This is a genomic window from Odoribacter splanchnicus DSM 20712 (assembly GCF_000190535.1).
GTDB lineage: Bacteria > Bacteroidota > Bacteroidia > Bacteroidales > Marinifilaceae > Odoribacter > Odoribacter splanchnicus.
In genome coordinates this window covers 1,749,517-1,766,323 of record NC_015160.1, presented here as the reverse complement: position 1 = coordinate 1,766,323, position 16,807 = coordinate 1,749,517, and the positions used below count along the sequence as shown (strand labels likewise).

The window sequence follows — 16,807 nt, the reverse complement described above, 5'->3', positions numbered from 1 at the left end:
CTAAAGGTTATGGGCAGGTTATAGGCGGGAAGAAAGCGAAGAACTGGAGACTTGTTAGGTTGGAAATTTGTAATTTGTATAACTATGAGACTGGAAATAATATCTGCAGAAAAAGTGTTGTTTAAAGGGAATGTACAACGGGTGACTTTACCCGGTTCCCTGGGAACTTTTACTATCTTGGAACAACATGCCCCCCTGATTTCCACACTCACGCATGGAAATGTGGTTTATGATACAGGAGGAGGAGAAAAGCAACTGACGATCGATTCGGGAGTTGTCGAAGTATTGGATAATCGGATTGTCGTTTGTATTAATTAGCCGGTAACACTTGTAATTTCTGAAACGAAGTAAAATATGAAATTAATCAGGTATCTGTTAGGACTGAGTCTATTCCTGCTGGCCGGTCAATGGGTAAAGGCAGACGAAACAGCAGCAGAATCATTCAATCCCCAAAAGTCGATATTCGAACATCTGGGAGATGAATACGGATGGAATGTCTGGAATTTGCATATCCCGTTACCCGTGATTGTCAGGGATGAAGAAGGAGCATGGCATGTGTTCAGTTCTGCGAAATTAGCCGGCGGACAGGAATATGAAGGTTTTTATATTGCCGGTGAGGGAGAATACGAGGGAAAAGTGATTGCCCGGAATGCTTCCGGCCATATTTACCGGCCCTGGGATTTTTCGGTCACTAAAAATGTACTGGCCTTATTTATATGTGCTTTACTGCTTTGTTGGCTCGTCTTTCCATTGGTCCGGTGGTATAAGAAGAAACCGTATGAAGCGCCGCGGCGTGTAAAAGGAATGATGGAATTTGGAGTCGGTATGTTGTATGAGGAGTTGATTGTACCGATTTTAGGGAAAGATGCCCGGCGTTTCGGACCGTATTTGCTGACCTTATTTTTCTTTATTCTCTTGATGAATTTGATGGGCTTGATTGTTATTTTTCCGGGAGGTGCCAATCTGGCCGGAAATATGTCTGTCACTTTAGTGTTGGCTGTGTGTACTTTTGTCGTAGTCAACTTTTCAGGACGTAAGGGATATTGGAAAGATATTTTTTGGCCCGAAGTGCCGACCTGGTTGAAATGTCCGGTTCCGATGATGCCTGTCATCGAGATTTTCGGTGTGTTTACCAAACCGATTGCCTTGATGATCCGGTTGTTTGCCAATATGCTCGGTGGACATTTGATTACTTTGGTTCTGATTTCCCTGATTTTCATTTTTGCAGCGATGGGACCTGTGATTATGGGGACTTCGACCGTGATTGCCGTTGTGTTTGCTGTATTTATGGGATTTATCGATTTGTTGATTTGCTTCATACAGGCTTATGTATTTATGTTGTTGTCTGCCATTTTTATTTCTTTGGCAAGACCTGCGGAAACCGGGGCCCGGCATGAGAAATGAACAAAGTAAAATAATATAAAATAGAATAATTTTAAAATTGAAAAGCTATGTTAAGTATGATTTTATTACAGGTCGCTGCCGGAATGAGTCTGGCAAAAGTGGGTGCTGCCATCGGCGCAGGGTTAGCTGCTATCGGTGCAGGTATAGGTATTGGGAAGATCGGGGCGAATGCCATGGACGCTATTGCCCGCCAACCCGAGCAGACCGGGAATATTCGTACGAATATGATCGTGATCGCTGCTTTGATTGAAGGTGTCGCTTTGTTTGCTATCATTGTATGTTTGTTGGCTTTGTTTATATAATCGTTTATGGGACTCTTTAAACCGGAGATCGGGTTGGTATTCTGGATGCTGGTGGTCTTTCTGATCATTCTGGCTATCCTGGCTAAATATGCCTGGCCCGTGATTATCCGAAGTATAGAACAAAGAGCGGATTTTATCGATAGTGGGGTGAAATTTACCCGCGAGGCAAAACAACGGCTGGACGAAGTGGAAACAAAAGTGGAAGAGATGCTGGCCGAAGCCCATAGAAAACAATTGGCTGCTTTACAGGAAACCGAACGGATGAAACGGGAGATGATCGAGAACGCAAAAAAAGAAGCTGCCGATGAAGTCCGGAAGATGATGGAAGAGGCAAAAGCTTCTATGGAACAGGCTAAACGGGAGGCCGAAAAACAAATGAGGCGACAGGTGAGCCGTTTGTCACTCGAGATCGCGGAGAAAGTATTGAGAAAAGATTTGTCGAAAGATACTGCTCAGGTAGAATTGGTGGATCGAATGTTGGATGAGCTGGAATCAGCTCAGAAACTGTAATGATATGGATGAAGGTTTAATAGCACGGAGATACGCTTTGGCTATGCTGAAAGTAGCACAGAAATATAATGCTGCGGAAGAGGTATATCAAAAAATGAAGACCTTCGAACAAAATTATATTTCCCATCCCGATTTACATAAGGCATTACTGAATCCGATATTGTCTCCCCGGGATAAAGAACAATTGTTGACGATCGCTATCGGGATCGAACCCGGAACGTTGTATCTGCGGGGAATCCGTTTGCTGATAAAAAATCACCGCGAGATGTATATCCGCTCTATTTGTCTGATGTACCAGAAGTTATACCGGAAGGTGTACCAGATCGGACGAATAAAGATTATCACGGCGGTTGCTTTGAAGCAGGAGACGCTGGACCGGATAAAAAAACTGGTGACGGACCGGACTTCCAGACAGATCGAATTTGTCGAAAAGGTAGATCCGGCTATTATCGGGGGCTTTGTACTCCGGGTAAATTCCATGCAGCTCGATTATTCAGTAGGCGGAGAGTTGAAAAAAATCGCAAAGCAATTGAAATAGGAGAGGATAAGTATAAATGATTAGATTATGATAAAACCAAGTGAAACATCAGATATTCTTCAGCAACAACTGGATAACGTTGATTTGAAAGCTGAATTTGAAGAAATTGGAACCGTATTGGAGGTGGGAGATGGCGTAGCCAATGTATTCGGGCTGGATAATGTAACTTCCGGCGAACTGATCGAATTTGAAAATGGGGTAAGGGGAGTTGCCATGAACCTCGAAGAAGATCAGGTGGGAGTCGTGCTTTTGAATTTGGGAGATCGTGTGAAAGAGAATTTTACGGCTAAACGCACCGGGCATATTGCTTCTATTCATGTGGGAGAAGGATTGTTGGGACGGGTAATCGATACACTGGGAGAACCCATCGACGGGGCAGGGCCGATTACCGGCGATCTGTTGGAGCTGCCTTTGGAAAGAAAGGCTCCCGGGGTAATTTATCGGCAGCCTGTTAAAGAACCTTTGCAGACAGGGATTAAAGCGGTGGATTCGATGGTACCTATCGGAAGGGGACAACGGGAACTGATTATCGGTGACCGGCAAACCGGAAAAACGGCTATCGCTATCGATACCATATTGAATCAACGTGAAAATTACCGGCAGGGTAAACCGGTTTATTGTATTTATGTCGCTGTCGGTCAGAAAGCTTCTTCTGTGGCAGCCTTGGTCAACGTATTGAAAACTCACGGAGCGATGGACTACACGGTAGTATTGGCTGCCAATGCGTCCGATTCGGCTGCCATGCGTTATTATGCACCTTTTGCCGGAGCGACGATCGGAGAATATTTCCGGGATAGCGGGAGGCATGCGCTGGTCGTATACGATGATTTGTCGAAGCAGGCTGTTGCTTATCGGGAAATCTCTTTGATTTTGCGCAGACCTTCGGGTAGAGAGGCTTATCCGGGGGATATCTTTTATTTGCACTCCCGTTTGCTTGAGCGGGCAGCCAAGATTATATCCAACGATGAGGTGGCTTCGACGATGAACGACCTGCCCGAACCGTTGAAACCGGTGATCAAAGGCGGAGGATCACTGACCGCTTTACCGATTATCGAGACTCAGGCCGGCGATGTGTCGGCATATATTCCGACGAATGTCATCTCTATCACGGATGGCCAGATATTCCTCGAAACTTCTCTGTTTAACGAAGGAGTCCGGCCGGCAATCAATGTGGGCGTTTCAGTATCGCGGGTAGGAGGAAATGCTCAGGTGAAAGCGATGAAAAAGATTGCCGGAACCTTAAAAATCGATCAGGCTCAATACCGGGAACTCGAGTCGTTCTCCAAATTCGGAGGAGATTTGGATCCGGTCACTCAGATGGTGATCGATAAAGGACAAAAAAATGCCCGTCTATTGGTGCAACCTCAATATGCCCCGATGCCTGTAGAAGAAGAGATTGCTATTATTTATTGCGGAACCCAGGGTTTGTTACAACGGGTACCTTTAAAACATGTCGGCGATTTTGAGAAATATTTTCTCGATATTCTTCGGGTACGTTACCGGAAAGAAGTGTTGGATGAATTGAAGGTGGGACGTCTGGACGAAGTCGTCGCTGCTTTGTTGGAGGAAGTGGCTAAGGAAGTAGCCGATAAATTTGCTGCACCCGTGAAACAAACCGAACAAACCGAAGAATTTGTAGATAAGTAAAAAAGAGAAGAATGGCAACGATGCGTGAACTGAAAGGAAGGATCAATTCTGTCCATTCCTCTCAGAAAATTACCGGAGCAATGAAGATGATTTCTTCTGCCCGGTTGAGAAAGGCCGAGAACAAGTTACTTCAGGCCGAGCCTTATCGCCGGAAGTTATGGGAAATATATGCCCATATTGAAAAATCCGGTTGTGAGTTTCAGTCGCCATTGACAGTGAAGCGCCAGGTAAAGAAGGTGGCTATTGTTATTTTTGCTTCCGACGATGGATTGTGCGGAGCTTTCAATATCAATTTATATAAAAAATTGGTGGAGGAAGTACAGGCTTATCAGAAACGGGGTATCCGGGAAATTACCGTTTTTCCGGTCGGAAAAAAAATACTGGCTGAGGTGAAACGGATAAAGGGCATTCGCCTGGCCCGACATCCCGAAGCTTTTGAAAAGAAAGACTATATGGCGGCTACCCGGGAATTGGCCGATGAACTGATGGAAGATTTTTTGAAAGGAAAATACGACCAGGTAGGAGTTGTTTATGCACATTATAAAAGTATGGGCGTACAAATCGTGCGGTTACGTTCTTTTTTGCCGGTTATTGTAGAACCGGAAGAAAAAATAGAAACCACAGATCGGCTCGGTACCTGGTATATTTATGAACCCGGATGTGAACAAATATTAACCATGTTGTATCCCCTGATGATGCATGCTTTGATGTACGATCTGTTGATGGAAAATAAAACTTCCGAACAGGCTGCCCGTATTCTGGCGATGCAGATGGCTAATGATAATGCCGTGAAATTATTAGGTAAGTTGCAGCTGGAGTATAATAAATTGAGACAACAAGGGATTACTTCCGAACTGTTGGATATCGCTGGAGGCAGTAATCGGGAAAGTTAAGCCACTGAAGTGTTATTATATTGGATGTAAAAAATACCAACATTTAGGTATTGCAGGCTTTGTCTGTTACTAACTAACTTTGCAGATGAAAAGAATAACACGTCAGTCTACTACAGAGAAAAGAAACATAGCGTACACTTATTATCGAAGCAATCTGTGATTTTAAGGAAAGGAGGTAAGCATATAATCACTCAGCTTCTCAGTCTAAAAGCATTGACGTTAAAAAACTTGTTATTATGAAACGAAATTACATTTATCTCGCATGCATGACAGTATGTATGTTCGCACTATTTGCCATCAGTTCTTGTAGCAATGAAATGGACATGCCATCAAGCAAGATAGAGCACTTGCAAAAGATGAAACAACTTTGTGCTCAATATGGTTGGACGCAGATTGAGGGAGTTTCTCAAGAAGAGGTTGATAAATTTCTTCTGTCGGAAGATTACGAAAAGACCAAGGAATTCTTTGAATTTGTGAAGACAGGAGGGGAAACAATTAATTTGACAGATCTATCTTAAGTTTCACAACAGTCCAGTTCTTCAACACGGGCGAGTGGGGTAAAGCTCACATATGTACTTCGAGGGCAACACAGTTCCCACGTCGCGACATCAACAACGGAGATGATTGTCTGGTATAATAGAAAAGAGTTGGATGTAGTTAGTACAAAAGTTCACTCTAATCCATCATGTACTTGGACTCCTAACTCGACCTCTACATTTTATTTTTACAGTAACAGATGTGACATAACTGTTACTGGGCGAATAAAATGGGGATTTGTGACAAGAGATATGACGATGAAAGCTTATATGATTCTTAGACCAAATTCAGAAGTGGTTTCAGAAGGCAGGATTACAAGTTTTAGAGGATGAAACACCAGTCGAAGGAGAATAGAGCAAGCATAGTGCTCTTCTTGCTGTTTTTGTGTTTTGTAACTCCGAGAGCAAAATCTCAGGTGTTGCTTGAGAACGACTCCTCAGACGTTTGCAAGGTGATAGACATTGTAAATGTTGGTTTATCGACGGAGATACAAAAGAAATACGAGAAGGAATACATTGCAACATCTGTAATCGTCGGATACAACTTACGTAAGAATGAAGTGGAGTTCTATTGGTTAGATGACAGGTATGACTTCGATTTATACTCCTTACAAAAAGGCGATAGCATAACTCTGCATTATCCTCATATGTCAATAGACAATAGGAAGAGAGCAATAGCTATGGACAATCACAGTTTTCAAGAACGTATAAGAGAAAACGATAGTATCTATGTTGATATTGACTTTTTTGACATTGAAAAGAAGTTGGGGTTGCCCCCCTCTCTGGACGATGGTCTATTCCTTAAGTGGGAAATTGCAAAACGACGCTTCATGGAGCATATAATAGAAGATAACCAAGGCTTACATACATTAGATACTGAGAACGCAGATGATTTGCGTTTGTCTAAGCGTACATTCGGTCAATTATATTGTATATACATATTAATGCACAATGAAACCATAAGGAACAAAGAGTAGCCAAATGCATGATATCGAAGGAGTCGTATTCTAAAGAGTATGGCTCCTTTTTTATGAAGAAACCTCTCTTTCGTGGAGGCTCTCTCTTTTGCTAAAGAATTGAACGATAAGGAAAAGATCAACCTTGTACGGTATATAGTGCTTATGAGCAAGAACTCTTAGAGACAAGCGATGAAGAACTTAATAATGAAAGTAAACTTTTTGGACGATTATTTAGAAGAATCTTTAGTCGTACCGATAAAAGTTTAAAATGGATTGATAAGTATGATGACAGAAAGCATTTTTATAGAAGAGGTGGTGCTTGTGGTCCTTGGGTTTGCGGATATATCCTTTATGTAAATCAAGGCAAAGATAAATATGATTTCTTTTATAATAATGCTTCTTCATTTGGAGAGTTTGGTATTCTAAATTTTGCTTTGCGTCTTTTCGGAAGACCGATGACTCCGGGAGAAATGGGGAGGACAATGCCCATTGCTTCCAATGGGAAAATATGGATTAATCCAGCTCTGTGCTTTGCTGATCTTTTTGCATATGACCAAATAAAGCATTATAAGAAACCCGCAATCAGATTGTGTGGTTCTGGTGGGCAATTGCATTGGACTTTAGCTTATGGTGCAAAACAGACTGGTTCTTGGTTGTGGAGAAACTATTATTTCCTTCAGATAGATAATGGCGCAAAAGTAGGCGTGCCAGGAGACAAGAAGAATGGCGGCAACTATACAAAGGTTGATTGGTGGAATCCTTGGTTAATGGTTTGGGATTAATTTAAAGATGCAACAAAATGAAGAAGATCTTCTCTTTACAATTGTGTGTTTGGCTTTTTCTTACAATATTGTTTTCCCAATGTACAAAGGTTGATTTAGAGGAAGGAGTACGCAAAACAACTATTCTTCGGCATAATTATATTGCAATAACCACAAAAGATGATATTCCCGGAGAAGTGGAAGTGCATTATAGTATACTGGGCAATAATGGTCAAAATGAAGTCAAAACAGAGAGATTTCATACTAATATTGCCGCGAATCGAAAATATATACACGTATGAAACTATTGAAATACGGCTTTTACTTACTTGCTATCGCAGCATCGGCAGTATCGTGTACACGCAAGGACGGCGATTGGGATCCGATCAAGACGGACTGTCGGGAAATAACCGTTCCGCCGCAGGGAGGCTCGGCCGTCGTGACGATGAAAAATTACAAAGGCTGGTGGATTTCCACCGTCCAATACGAAGCGAAGGGCGAAAACCTGATGATTCACGGCGAGGATTTCGGATTTATGAAGTTCGAAAACGAGTGGTGCGAAATCGTCGTGCCGTCCGAAAGTCCGAACAAATTGTATATCGCCCTGAAAGAGAACGATGGACGGGAGCCGAGGAAAATCGGTATAGGAATGACGGTCGGCGATGCTTTCACAAGTATCGATATTACACAGGGAAGTGCACTTCTGACCACTCCGAACGAATGATTCTGGCGTGCATTCTCTGCATCTTCCTGTCGTATCGGCGGCGAAGGCGGCTGTTCGGAAGCAAGTGAACGGATACCTCCGAAATTGTTTCGAAGGCGGATTCGGGCGATTGCGAAGCCGATTTCTCCGTTTCGGTAAGATTCTGATTGTATAGCCGTTTTATGCCAGATATTTTTGCGACAAAAAATATGAGCAAGATGATTATCGAAACGATCAAACGGCTGTCTATCGATGTATTCGTTACAGACATGGCGATTACGGCGGTTGTCATTGCGACAATCGCTCTTTCGCTTTTGGCGAGTCCGTTTTGCCAATAATCCCAACAGTCATGGAACGAAAAGAAACATATATCGAAATCCTGCGATTGAATATATATTATGTGGAAACAAAAATTGAAAATCTGCGGCATCAATCTGACAGCATATAGTGTGGCTCTTGTCATCATGCTGCTGTTGTCTGTTTGCTCAAAATCATACGGGCAGGAAAAACGTGTACTTTCCTTTGACCGTACAAAACAGACCGTGACGGGCATAGACACGACCAAACTGTCGGTTTATGAACATGAGAAGGCATTTTTGTTTCCACATTTTGATGCCATTCCCCAAATGCCCGGAACGCTTTTGGACTTTCGTCCCGATTACACACGGAGTTTTCCCGTTGACCGTTCATCCCTGCATAAAGGTGAATACAATGTCGGCGGGATTATCCATCGGTTTAACAAAGTGGATGTTTGGGGGCGTGGCAGGCAGGAAAACATCATAGGAGTCGGCGTATCGAACTATGCCGAAGTCAAAACGGTGTATTCTCCAAACGAGAAATGGAAATTGGGGCTGTGCCTCTATGCGCATAAACTGAGCATTCCCCGTTCGAGTAGCAATACATTCGGAATCGGCACCGATGTTTCCTATCAATTCCTCCCCCAAACATCGCTCCATCTCTTCGGCACCTATTATTGCACCTACTTTCCGGGAGTAAAACCGATGAAGAGGATAGACGGCTACCATTATGGCGGTTACCTCTCATTCGATTTGGCAGAGCGGTGGGCAATGGACGTGGGCATGAGAAGCTATGGCGGCAATGGGGCTCACCGGCAATGGACAGTACCGATAATACGTCCGTCGTATAAGCACAACGGGCGCGAAATAAACGCGGATTTTGGTGGAATGTTCCAGCAAATCGTGAAAGGTCTATTCTTTAATCATTGATAATATGAAACAGAAAAAAAGCAAAATAACGACTGTTGCTATATGGATTCTGCTATGCGGATGGATAATGTGCATGAGTTCATGCGGGAGTCTGCTTTATAATCCATCCAACAAAGCGGAACAAGTGACAGTGACTATTAAACAGCCTATCAAATAGGCTTAAACCATAAGAAAAAGGATGAGAAATATTGTAACAATAATTTTAATCTGCTTTCTCTCTTTTCCTGCCTTCGGGCAAGAGATTGAGAATTCGCACAAAGATAAAACGTACAAGAACATTTATTTGGAACTATTGGGTGCTTCAAATATGATTGGCGTTTCTTATGACACAAGAATAAAGCCCGGTTCAGCTTTCGGCTATCGTGCCGGAATATCCTATTTTTATGGGACGAACTACAATTCCAATGAAGGACATGGTTTTTCCGTGCCATTGGAGTTTAATTGCATTTTAGGTAAACGGCGCAGCAAGTTTGAAGCCGGAACTGGCATCAATATGGGGCTGTATTCTATAAAGGAAACTTATTGGGTTAACAGCGAGGGAAATGTCAGCATTATCGAACCGGTTACTCAGATAGTTGAATCACGGAATACTTTCGGATACTATATCTTTTTAAATATCGGATACCGCTATCAACGGGAAAGTGGTTTTATGTTCCGTGCCGGTGTCAGTCCTTCATTCAATTTTGGAGACAAATACGAATTGCGTAAAACCCCGCTATTGTATCCTTATCTGAGTTTTGGCTATACTTTCAAATAACGTCAATAGTGCAAAATGGAGAATCCGCTTTCTTTAAGACTTATAAAAGAAGAACAAGAGTCATCTGAAAAACTGTTGGAACTTCTGGTGTCATCAACGCATTCTCCCAAAGGCAGATTTTCAAAAGAGAACAGTTACATTATGCTGAAAAGAAAGATAGAAACAACAAAAAACGGAAACACTGTGAAACTGGTATTGCCATTCCCCCATTTCTTGTGGATGATTGGCACCGACCCCGGTATCCCCACAGAAAAAGCAGTGCAGCATGAGCCGCAAACGGAACAAGAAAATATGAACAGAGAACATATAAATTATGAAGAAGACAAATGATGCAGATATGCTGGCCGCTATAGTCCGGGCATCGAACCGTTATGCCATGCGTCCGGCACTGGTTATTGACGACCGGACTTATACCTATCAGGAATTGTTTGGATTGGCAGGAAGCATTTGTGAAACGCTGAGGAATCTCAAAGAAGACATCATCGGCATCACGGCTGAAAACCGTATGGAAACCTACGCATCCATTTTGGCGGTGCTGCTTTCCGGAAAAACATACGTCATGTTGCATCCCGATTATCCGGCAGAACGCAACTGCCGGATAGCCCGGCAATCCGGCATCGGTCTGTTGCTTTACAGTGGAGAGAACGGCGATATACTTCCCCCTGACATCAGTGCCGGACGGGTGTGCGTCTCCTCACACCGGCAAACCTCGCATTCCGGCGTGGTGACGTATGACGTTAATCCCGACGTGCCTGCTTACATCATCTTCACGTCAGGAAGTACGGGCGAACCCAAAGGCGTTCCTATATCCAGGAGGAACTTGAATGCTTTCTACAAGGCTTATCGCGCTTTAGGATGGGAGTTGGACGAAAGCGACCGTATGCTTCAGATGTTCGAACTGACATTCGATGTCTCTGTCGTGTCGTTTCTTTATCCCCTCACTCTCGGGGCATGTGTCTATGCTGTTCCGCAGAAAGGAATGAAATACCTGAACGTACTGGATATTATGGAACGCCATCGCCTTACGTTTGCGGCAGTGGCACCTTCCGTACTTCGGTTATCACGTCCTTATTTCGGGGAAATCAGTTTTCCGGACTTACGCTATCTCATCGTCACAGCCGAAGCCACTGACGTGAATCTGCTCGATGAATTTCGCCCTTGCATACCCAATGCCACGGTAATCAACCTCTACGGACCGACCGAAGCCACCATCTACTGCACTTCGTATGTAATCCCGGCTGAAGGAGCCAAACACCATAACGGCATGGCGGCAATCGGGAAGCCTTTTCCGGGTATGGACTACATGATTGCATCCCCGTCGGGCAAGCAGCTTCCTGCCGGAGAGACCGGCGAACTGTGGATTGCCGGACCGCAACTCATGTGCGGATACTGGCGTACTCCCGAAAAGGCGGCCGGATGTTTTGTTACGACTCCCTTTGGAAAACTCTATTACCGTACCGGAGACCTCTGTCAAGTTGATGCTGACGGAGATATTATTTATTGCGGCCGTAAAGACACGCAGGTAAAGATACAAGGTTTCAGAATAGAATTGGGTGAGATTGAATACCACGTTAAAGCGTTTTACAAGCATGGCTGTAACGCTGTGGTATTGCCGGTTTATGCTACGGACGGAAGTTGTGAACTGCACCTTGCCGTAGAAAAGGAGGCGGAGGATACGGAAAGCCTCGAACGGTATATGCAAAGCCATCTGCCGCCTTATATGTTGCCCCGGCGCATCCACTTCATTCCTTGTTTCCCACAAAACAACAGCAACAAAATTGACCGGAACCAACTATTAAAGTACATCACTCAATAAATAAACAATCAAGTATATGGATACAACAGAATTATTGGAGATACTGAACGGAATATTCAGAAAAGTGTTAAAGAGAGACGACATTACATTGACCGAAAGCACTACTGCCCACGATGTGGACGGATGGGATTCGCTGACCAATATGGTACTAATCACAGAAATAGAGAATAAGTTCGGCGTGCGTTTCTCGTTCCGCGAGATAGTGAAACTGAAAAATGTGGGCGACCTTTGCCATACCATCAAGAATAAAGCCAAATAGGAATAGGAGGAAAAAGTAATGTCATTCATTTCCCTTGAATTTGTCCTGCTGTTCCTGCTCTGTTTCACATTATACCATTTTATCAGTGATAAAGGACGGAAGTTAGTTCTGCTTGCGGCAAGCGGAGTTTTCATCGGATACTTCAATCCCGCATTCCTTGTCACGGCACTGGTCGTAAGCCTTTTTACATACGGCGCCGCGATACTTATTGAGCAAGCCCGTGAAAAAGGAAGAGGTTTCCGTTTGATTTACTGGGGCGGCATATCCTGTCTTGTCCTCTGCTGGATTGGTTTCAGGTATGCCAACCGGCTAACCGGAGACTCAGGTTTTATTTTCCCATTGGGAATGTCTTTCTATACATTCCAGGCCATCGGTTACTTGACGGAAGTCTATTGGGAGGAGGAAAAGGCGGAACGCCGTCCGATAGATTTCCTGCTTTATATGCTTCTGTTCATGAAGTTCTTGTCAGGTCCCATTGAGCGGTCTGCCGATTTGCTTCCGCAAGTCCGGAAACTCTCTCCGGCATCCTATTCCATGATGACTTATGGCTTGAAACTGATTGTGGTGGGATTGGTGAAAAAATTGGTACTTGCCGACCATATAGCACCCTATATTGATGGGGTGTTCAGTTCGATGCACACTGCATCGGGTGTACAACTGCTTATGGCCTGCCTTCTCTATCCCATCGAACTTTATGCCGATTTCTCCGGCTACACGGATATGGCGATTGGAATAGGAATGTTGTTCGGATTGAAACTGTCATCCAACTTTGCGCATCCCTTCGCCGCCCAAACCACGGCTGAGTTCTGGCGCCGCTGGCACATCTCCCTTTCCTCCTGGGTACGGGATTACCTTTTTCTGCCCCTGTCATCGTTCACACGCCGTTGGGGACAGTGGGGTGTGGCGGCAAGCCTCATGGTGACATTTATCGCTTTGGGCGTATGGCACGGTGCAGGATGGACATTTGCCGTCTATGGATTTATACAGGGACTTGTGATTGTATGGGAGCTAAGGACTGAAAGAATACGGAATAAGGTAAGGAAACATATCGGGGGACGGCTGTTCGCCATGCTCTCGGTCATCCGCACCTACCTCATTTTTGCCGTATCGTTGGTGTTCTTCAAAGCAAAGTCCGTTTCCGACGCATTCTATTTCCTGCGGAATATCTCTTTTCAGACCCATGCGAGCTGGAAAGAAATCAATATCGGTATGTCAGACCACATCTGCATCGTGGCAGGTGCCGCGTTATTGCTGATGCTGCTTTATGATTTTTTTATGTCTAAAGGCGACTTGCACCGCCGTCTTGAAAGGCAGCCTATTCTGTTACGCTGGACTATCTACTATTTAATCGTATTCGCGCTGTTCGCCTATGGCAAGTTCGGCACGGAGAACTTCATATATCTGCAATTCTGATGGAAAATATACAGGAAACTATTACTGGCGAAAGCCTTCGCAAACGACAGGCTTTCCTTCGCCTTGTCCGAAAATCGGTACTGTTCGCCATACCGTTTTGGGCTTTGATTGCCCTTTATGTTTACGATGACCCTTTCATGGTACTTCGCAAATATGAAATATATGATTCGGATGTCATGCTCAACGAACAGCAGGTAGGTTGGCAGATATACCGAAACCATAAAGATAGTGTGCATTTCAATTCTTTTATTTTGGGCAATTCATGTGCGATGGCATTCCGATGTGGAGAATGGGAAAAATATCTTGTTCCCGGCGACCGTGCCATCCGTCTTTTCGGCAATGCAGAGAGTATGAAAGCGATAAGCCTCAAACTCCGTGCCCTTGACCGTGAAGGTGCGGAGATAAAGAATGTGCTGATGATTCTCGACCGGATTTCCCTTTCACGTTTTGAACTCCTGACGGGAGCCGGCCATATACTTCCGGCTGCTGTATCGGGGCGTAATCCTTTTACCGTGCAACTGGAGTTCTTACAGGCATTCGCAACGCCCGATTTCTTGTTCCCCTACTTGAAATACCGCATAACAGGAAATGTAGAACCGGACATGAAGCGGATGAATCCTCATGGAAGGATACGTGATTCGAAGAACAATGATGCGTTCAATCCCCGTGAGAAGCAGATAAAACAGGAAGGCGAGGCGTATTGGAAAAACCGTAAAAAAGAGTTTCCCGAACGGGACGGTACTGCTACGATAGCTGAACCTGCCATATTCCACAGGCAACGGATGGTGTTGGATGAAATCATGGAAGTCCTGCGCCGTCATGGCACCTCAATACGTGTCCTAATCAGTCCGGATTATAACCAGAAAAAGCTGCACCCGGATGACAGAGAAATCTTGCAAGGCATTTTCGGAAAAGAGAATGTGTATGATTTCAGCGGCATTAACGAATTTACAGAAGATTACCACAACTATTACGAAGCGGGACATTATCGTCCCTTGTTGGGCAATAAACTGTTGGAGAGAATATACAAACGTCAATGACAGCCGATAGACAAGAAAAGAAGAATGAAACGGGTAGCAGGATGCTATCTGAATAGAAAGAAAAAAAATGAAACCTACATTTAGGGTAAAATGTACATAAACACCTAATTTTTTTTGTTATTTTATTCAAAACGATAGCAGCGGCATTGTCAAAAGTATTACATTTGTTCTCCGAACCATATAAAGACAAAAAACATGCCTGCTCCCTCGCCATCACCTTTACATGATATTTTGCGTTACGATGATGTGGCGGTGAAGTTTTTGTTTGAGCATTACTATGTACCTCTGGTGATTTTTGCTAAAAACTATCTTCCGGATATAGAAGACTGCAAGGATGTCGTGCAGGGAATATTTCTCCATATCGTTGAAAACAGGGAGAAATTTACTTCCATAGACAACCTGAAAGCCTATCTCTACCAGACTACTCAAAACCGTTGCCTGAAACAACTACGGCATGAAGGGGTGAAGCAACGGTATATTTTCGAATCGCAGGCGATGGGGGAAGAAGCTTTTTATTTGGACCATATCTTAGAGGAAGAAGTGTATACACAACTCATCCGGGCCATCGATGCTTTGCCGGGGCAATGCCGGAAGGTTTTCCGGTTGGTACTCGAAAATAAAAGCAATCAGGAAATTGCCGAAATCCTTTCCCTTAGTGTGGAAACGGTCAAATCCTATAAAAAACAAGGAAAAGCTTTATTATACAAGCGTTTGAAAGACGTTATTCCTTTGGCCCTGCTGACTTCCATCCTACAATTTTAATTTTTTTCCGCATTTGTATACCCTCTTTTCGTTTCCTTAAGGGTCATTATATTGATTTGATAAAATTATGGAAACGAAAGAAATTGAAATATTCCGGCTATCGGAAATAATTGCCCGTTCGATGCGGGAAGAACTCTCTGACGATGAACGCCGGGTATTGGACGAATGGTTGGCCCAGGATGAACGCCATCGGACGATGTATGCCGCTTTTGGCCGGGAAGAGGTATTGGCGGAACAGGTGCGGTTGCGTCAAACGATTGACTGGCAGGGAGATTGCCGGATGTTTATGTCGAGACGGAAATCTTGGCGTCGCCGTAAGCTGTTGTATCGCTCTTTGCGTTATGCGGCCCTGTTTATTTTGTTGCTTTCCGGAGCGACAGTGTGGTGGGTGAATTCGTCCCGCACAGATGACCTGGAACAGGGGAGTCGATTGACAGATACCCGCCACCGGGCATTCTTGACTTTAGCGGGTGGCGAGCAGATTGTGTTATCGCAAAACGATACGCTAACCGTTCCCGTGCTTTCCCAAAAGGGTGCGAATATTGAAATCCGGGAAAACCAGATTACTTATTCCACAGTATCGGCTGTCAACGACAACATTCCCTGTAATACACTGACTACACCGCGGGGCAGAGAGTATCTGCTGACCCTCTCGGACGGTACCAGGGTGTGGCTTAATACCGAATCACAGCTGCGCTATCCGGTGCAATTTACCGGGGAACGACGCACGGTTTACTTAGTCGGGGAAGCCTATTTCGATGTACATCCCGACGCCTCACACCCGTTCACCGTTATTTCCGGTCCTGCCGAAGTCACGGTGTTGGGCACGAGTTTCAACCTGCGGGCTTATCCGGAAGAGGATATTGTCACGACATTGGTTTCCGGGGCCGTGCAGATGTCCGAAAAGGTCGGCGGACAAAGTGTGCGCCTGACACCCGGCGAACAGGGGTGTTTGGAGAAGACAAACGGTTACATGACCAAACGGGAGGTCGACACTTATCTGCATACCGCCTGGAAAGACGGGCGGATTGTTTTCCGCAATATGCGGTTGGAAGACCTTTTTACCACCCTTGCCCGTTGGTACGACTTGGAGGTGTTTTATCTGAATCCGGAGGTGAAGGACATCCGGTTTACGGGTGATATGGACAAAACCGAACGTTTCGGGGATATCCTCCGCATCATCGAACAAAACCGGCGTGTGCATTTTCACGTCAAAGGCCGGACGGTCTCCGTTTCATGGCAATAAATCATCAGTCAAAATAAAAGTCTAAATCAAATTCA

21 protein-coding genes are annotated in these 16,807 nt (G+C 44.5%); all 21 read left to right on the top strand.

Annotated elements, in window-relative coordinates:
• Positions 1 to 84: 84 nt before the first annotated feature.
• The 21 genes from ODOSP_RS07435 (at position 85) to ODOSP_RS07335 (ending at position 16,772) form a co-directional block, all read left to right on the top strand.
• The gene (locus ODOSP_RS07435) at positions 85 to 318 is read left to right on the top strand and encodes a F0F1 ATP synthase subunit epsilon (protein ID WP_013611740.1); all 234 of its coding nucleotides are present in this window, start codon (positions 85 to 87) and stop codon (positions 316 to 318) included.
• 36 nt (positions 319 to 354) lie between these two features.
• Positions 355 to 1,404 carry a F0F1 ATP synthase subunit A gene (gene atpB / locus ODOSP_RS07430; protein ID WP_013611739.1) on the top strand — a complete coding sequence of 350 codons (1,050 nt, stop codon included), beginning with the start codon at positions 355 to 357 and terminating at the stop codon, positions 1,402 to 1,404.
• A 47-nt stretch (positions 1,405 to 1,451) separates the two neighbouring features.
• Positions 1,452 to 1,706, top strand: coding sequence for an ATP synthase F0 subunit C (gene atpE, locus ODOSP_RS07425; protein ID WP_013611738.1), 255 nt, complete (start codon positions 1,452 to 1,454; stop codon positions 1,704 to 1,706).
• A 6-nt stretch (positions 1,707 to 1,712) separates the two neighbouring features.
• Positions 1,713 to 2,216, top strand: a complete 504-nt coding sequence (atpF, locus tag ODOSP_RS07420) for a F0F1 ATP synthase subunit B (protein WP_013611737.1) — start codon at positions 1,713 to 1,715, stop codon at positions 2,214 to 2,216.
• A gap of 4 nt (positions 2,217 to 2,220) precedes the next feature.
• The gene (locus ODOSP_RS07415; protein WP_013611736.1) at positions 2,221 to 2,754 is read left to right on the top strand and encodes a F0F1 ATP synthase subunit delta; all 534 of its coding nucleotides are present in this window, start codon (positions 2,221 to 2,223) and stop codon (positions 2,752 to 2,754) included.
• A gap of 27 nt (positions 2,755 to 2,781) precedes the next feature.
• Positions 2,782 to 4,401 carry a F0F1 ATP synthase subunit alpha gene (gene atpA, locus ODOSP_RS07410; protein ID WP_013611735.1) on the top strand — a complete coding sequence of 540 codons (1,620 nt, stop codon included), beginning with the start codon at positions 2,782 to 2,784 and terminating at the stop codon, positions 4,399 to 4,401.
• Between the two features lie 11 nt (positions 4,402 to 4,412).
• Positions 4,413 to 5,294: an ATP synthase F1 subunit gamma gene (gene atpG, locus ODOSP_RS07405; RefSeq protein WP_013611734.1), complete on the top strand. Its 882-nt coding sequence runs from the start codon at positions 4,413 to 4,415 to the stop codon at positions 5,292 to 5,294.
• 236 nt (positions 5,295 to 5,530) lie between these two features.
• The gene (locus ODOSP_RS07400) at positions 5,531 to 5,812 is read left to right on the top strand and encodes a hypothetical protein (protein ID WP_022161457.1); all 282 of its coding nucleotides are present in this window, start codon (positions 5,531 to 5,533) and stop codon (positions 5,810 to 5,812) included.
• Between the two features lie 347 nt (positions 5,813 to 6,159).
• Positions 6,160 to 6,807 (top strand): hypothetical protein, encoded by a 648-nt coding sequence (locus ODOSP_RS07395; protein WP_013611733.1) that lies wholly within the window; start codon positions 6,160 to 6,162, stop codon positions 6,805 to 6,807.
• 464 nt (positions 6,808 to 7,271) lie between these two features.
• A complete protein-coding gene (locus tag ODOSP_RS07390) occupies positions 7,272 to 7,571 on the top strand; it encodes a hypothetical protein (RefSeq protein WP_041556528.1) in 300 nt (99 codons plus the stop codon).
• Positions 7,572 to 7,848: 277 nt separating this feature from the next.
• Complete coding sequence (locus ODOSP_RS07380) at positions 7,849 to 8,274, top strand: hypothetical protein (RefSeq protein WP_013611731.1); 426 nt, start codon at positions 7,849 to 7,851, stop codon at positions 8,272 to 8,274.
• Between the two features lie 188 nt (positions 8,275 to 8,462).
• Positions 8,463 to 8,591, top strand: a complete 129-nt coding sequence (locus tag ODOSP_RS20395) for a hypothetical protein (RefSeq protein WP_262496252.1) — start codon at positions 8,463 to 8,465, stop codon at positions 8,589 to 8,591.
• Between the two features lie 60 nt (positions 8,592 to 8,651).
• Positions 8,652 to 9,479 (top strand): hypothetical protein, encoded by an 828-nt coding sequence (locus tag ODOSP_RS07375; RefSeq protein ID WP_013611729.1) that lies wholly within the window; start codon positions 8,652 to 8,654, stop codon positions 9,477 to 9,479.
• A 178-nt stretch (positions 9,480 to 9,657) separates the two neighbouring features.
• The gene (locus ODOSP_RS07370; RefSeq protein ID WP_013611727.1) at positions 9,658 to 10,236 is read left to right on the top strand and encodes a hypothetical protein; all 579 of its coding nucleotides are present in this window, start codon (positions 9,658 to 9,660) and stop codon (positions 10,234 to 10,236) included.
• Positions 10,237 to 10,251: 15 nt separating this feature from the next.
• On the top strand, positions 10,252 to 10,566 hold the full coding sequence (locus ODOSP_RS07365; RefSeq protein WP_013611726.1) for a hypothetical protein: 315 nt from the start codon (positions 10,252 to 10,254) through the stop codon (positions 10,564 to 10,566).
• Positions 10,550 to 12,052 carry an amino acid adenylation domain-containing protein gene (locus ODOSP_RS07360; RefSeq protein ID WP_013611725.1) on the top strand — a complete coding sequence of 501 codons (1,503 nt, stop codon included), beginning with the start codon at positions 10,550 to 10,552 and terminating at the stop codon, positions 12,050 to 12,052. The genes ODOSP_RS07365 and ODOSP_RS07360 overlap by 17 nt, the downstream gene beginning before the upstream one ends.
• 16 nt (positions 12,053 to 12,068) lie before the next feature.
• A complete protein-coding gene (locus ODOSP_RS07355; RefSeq protein ID WP_013611724.1) occupies positions 12,069 to 12,311 on the top strand; it encodes an acyl carrier protein in 243 nt (80 codons plus the stop codon).
• An 18-nt stretch (positions 12,312 to 12,329) separates the two neighbouring features.
• Positions 12,330 to 13,724 (top strand): MBOAT family O-acyltransferase, encoded by a 1,395-nt coding sequence (locus tag ODOSP_RS07350; protein ID WP_013611723.1) that lies wholly within the window; start codon positions 12,330 to 12,332, stop codon positions 13,722 to 13,724.
• Entirely contained in the window at positions 13,724 to 14,764 is a 1,041-nt protein-coding gene (locus ODOSP_RS07345; RefSeq protein WP_013611722.1) for a hypothetical protein, read from the top strand. Before ODOSP_RS07350 ends, ODOSP_RS07345 begins: the two co-directional genes overlap by 1 nt.
• A gap of 195 nt (positions 14,765 to 14,959) precedes the next feature.
• Positions 14,960 to 15,526, top strand: a complete 567-nt coding sequence (locus ODOSP_RS07340) for an RNA polymerase sigma-70 factor (protein WP_013611721.1) — start codon at positions 14,960 to 14,962, stop codon at positions 15,524 to 15,526.
• A gap of 67 nt (positions 15,527 to 15,593) precedes the next feature.
• Positions 15,594 to 16,772 carry a FecR family protein gene (locus ODOSP_RS07335; protein WP_013611720.1) on the top strand — a complete coding sequence of 393 codons (1,179 nt, stop codon included), beginning with the start codon at positions 15,594 to 15,596 and terminating at the stop codon, positions 16,770 to 16,772.
• The last annotated feature ends 35 nt before the right edge of the window (positions 16,773 to 16,807 follow it).

Bases quoted from the DNA above. Each gene is read 5' to 3' on its own strand.
- ODOSP_RS07435 (WP_013611740.1), top strand. From the start codon at position 85: ATGAGACTGGAAATAATATCTGCAGAAAAAGTGTTGTTTAAAGGGAAT.
- atpB (WP_013611739.1), top strand. From the start codon at position 355: ATGAAATTAATCAGGTATCTGTTAGGACTGAGTCTATTCCTGCTGGCC.
- atpE (WP_013611738.1), top strand. From the start codon at position 1,452: ATGTTAAGTATGATTTTATTACAGGTCGCTGCCGGAATGAGTCTGGCA.
- atpF (WP_013611737.1), top strand. From the start codon at position 1,713: ATGGGACTCTTTAAACCGGAGATCGGGTTGGTATTCTGGATGCTGGTG.
- ODOSP_RS07415 (WP_013611736.1), top strand. From the start codon at position 2,221: ATGGATGAAGGTTTAATAGCACGGAGATACGCTTTGGCTATGCTGAAA.
- atpA (WP_013611735.1), top strand. From the start codon at position 2,782: ATGATAAAACCAAGTGAAACATCAGATATTCTTCAGCAACAACTGGAT.
- atpG (WP_013611734.1), top strand. From the start codon at position 4,413: ATGGCAACGATGCGTGAACTGAAAGGAAGGATCAATTCTGTCCATTCC.
- ODOSP_RS07400 (WP_022161457.1), top strand. From the start codon at position 5,531: ATGAAACGAAATTACATTTATCTCGCATGCATGACAGTATGTATGTTC.
- ODOSP_RS07395 (WP_013611733.1), top strand. From the start codon at position 6,160: ATGAAACACCAGTCGAAGGAGAATAGAGCAAGCATAGTGCTCTTCTTG.
- ODOSP_RS07390 (WP_041556528.1), top strand. From the start codon at position 7,272: ATGCCCATTGCTTCCAATGGGAAAATATGGATTAATCCAGCTCTGTGC.
- ODOSP_RS07380 (WP_013611731.1), top strand. From the start codon at position 7,849: ATGAAACTATTGAAATACGGCTTTTACTTACTTGCTATCGCAGCATCG.
- ODOSP_RS20395 (WP_262496252.1), top strand. From the start codon at position 8,463: ATGAGCAAGATGATTATCGAAACGATCAAACGGCTGTCTATCGATGTA.
- ODOSP_RS07375 (WP_013611729.1), top strand. From the start codon at position 8,652: ATGTGGAAACAAAAATTGAAAATCTGCGGCATCAATCTGACAGCATAT.
- ODOSP_RS07370 (WP_013611727.1), top strand. From the start codon at position 9,658: ATGAGAAATATTGTAACAATAATTTTAATCTGCTTTCTCTCTTTTCCT.
- ODOSP_RS07365 (WP_013611726.1), top strand. From the start codon at position 10,252: ATGGAGAATCCGCTTTCTTTAAGACTTATAAAAGAAGAACAAGAGTCA.
- ODOSP_RS07360 (WP_013611725.1), top strand. From the start codon at position 10,550: ATGAAGAAGACAAATGATGCAGATATGCTGGCCGCTATAGTCCGGGCA.
- ODOSP_RS07355 (WP_013611724.1), top strand. From the start codon at position 12,069: ATGGATACAACAGAATTATTGGAGATACTGAACGGAATATTCAGAAAA.
- ODOSP_RS07350 (WP_013611723.1), top strand. From the start codon at position 12,330: ATGTCATTCATTTCCCTTGAATTTGTCCTGCTGTTCCTGCTCTGTTTC.
- ODOSP_RS07345 (WP_013611722.1), top strand. From the start codon at position 13,724: ATGGAAAATATACAGGAAACTATTACTGGCGAAAGCCTTCGCAAACGA.
- ODOSP_RS07340 (WP_013611721.1), top strand. From the start codon at position 14,960: ATGCCTGCTCCCTCGCCATCACCTTTACATGATATTTTGCGTTACGAT.
- ODOSP_RS07335 (WP_013611720.1), top strand. From the start codon at position 15,594: ATGGAAACGAAAGAAATTGAAATATTCCGGCTATCGGAAATAATTGCC.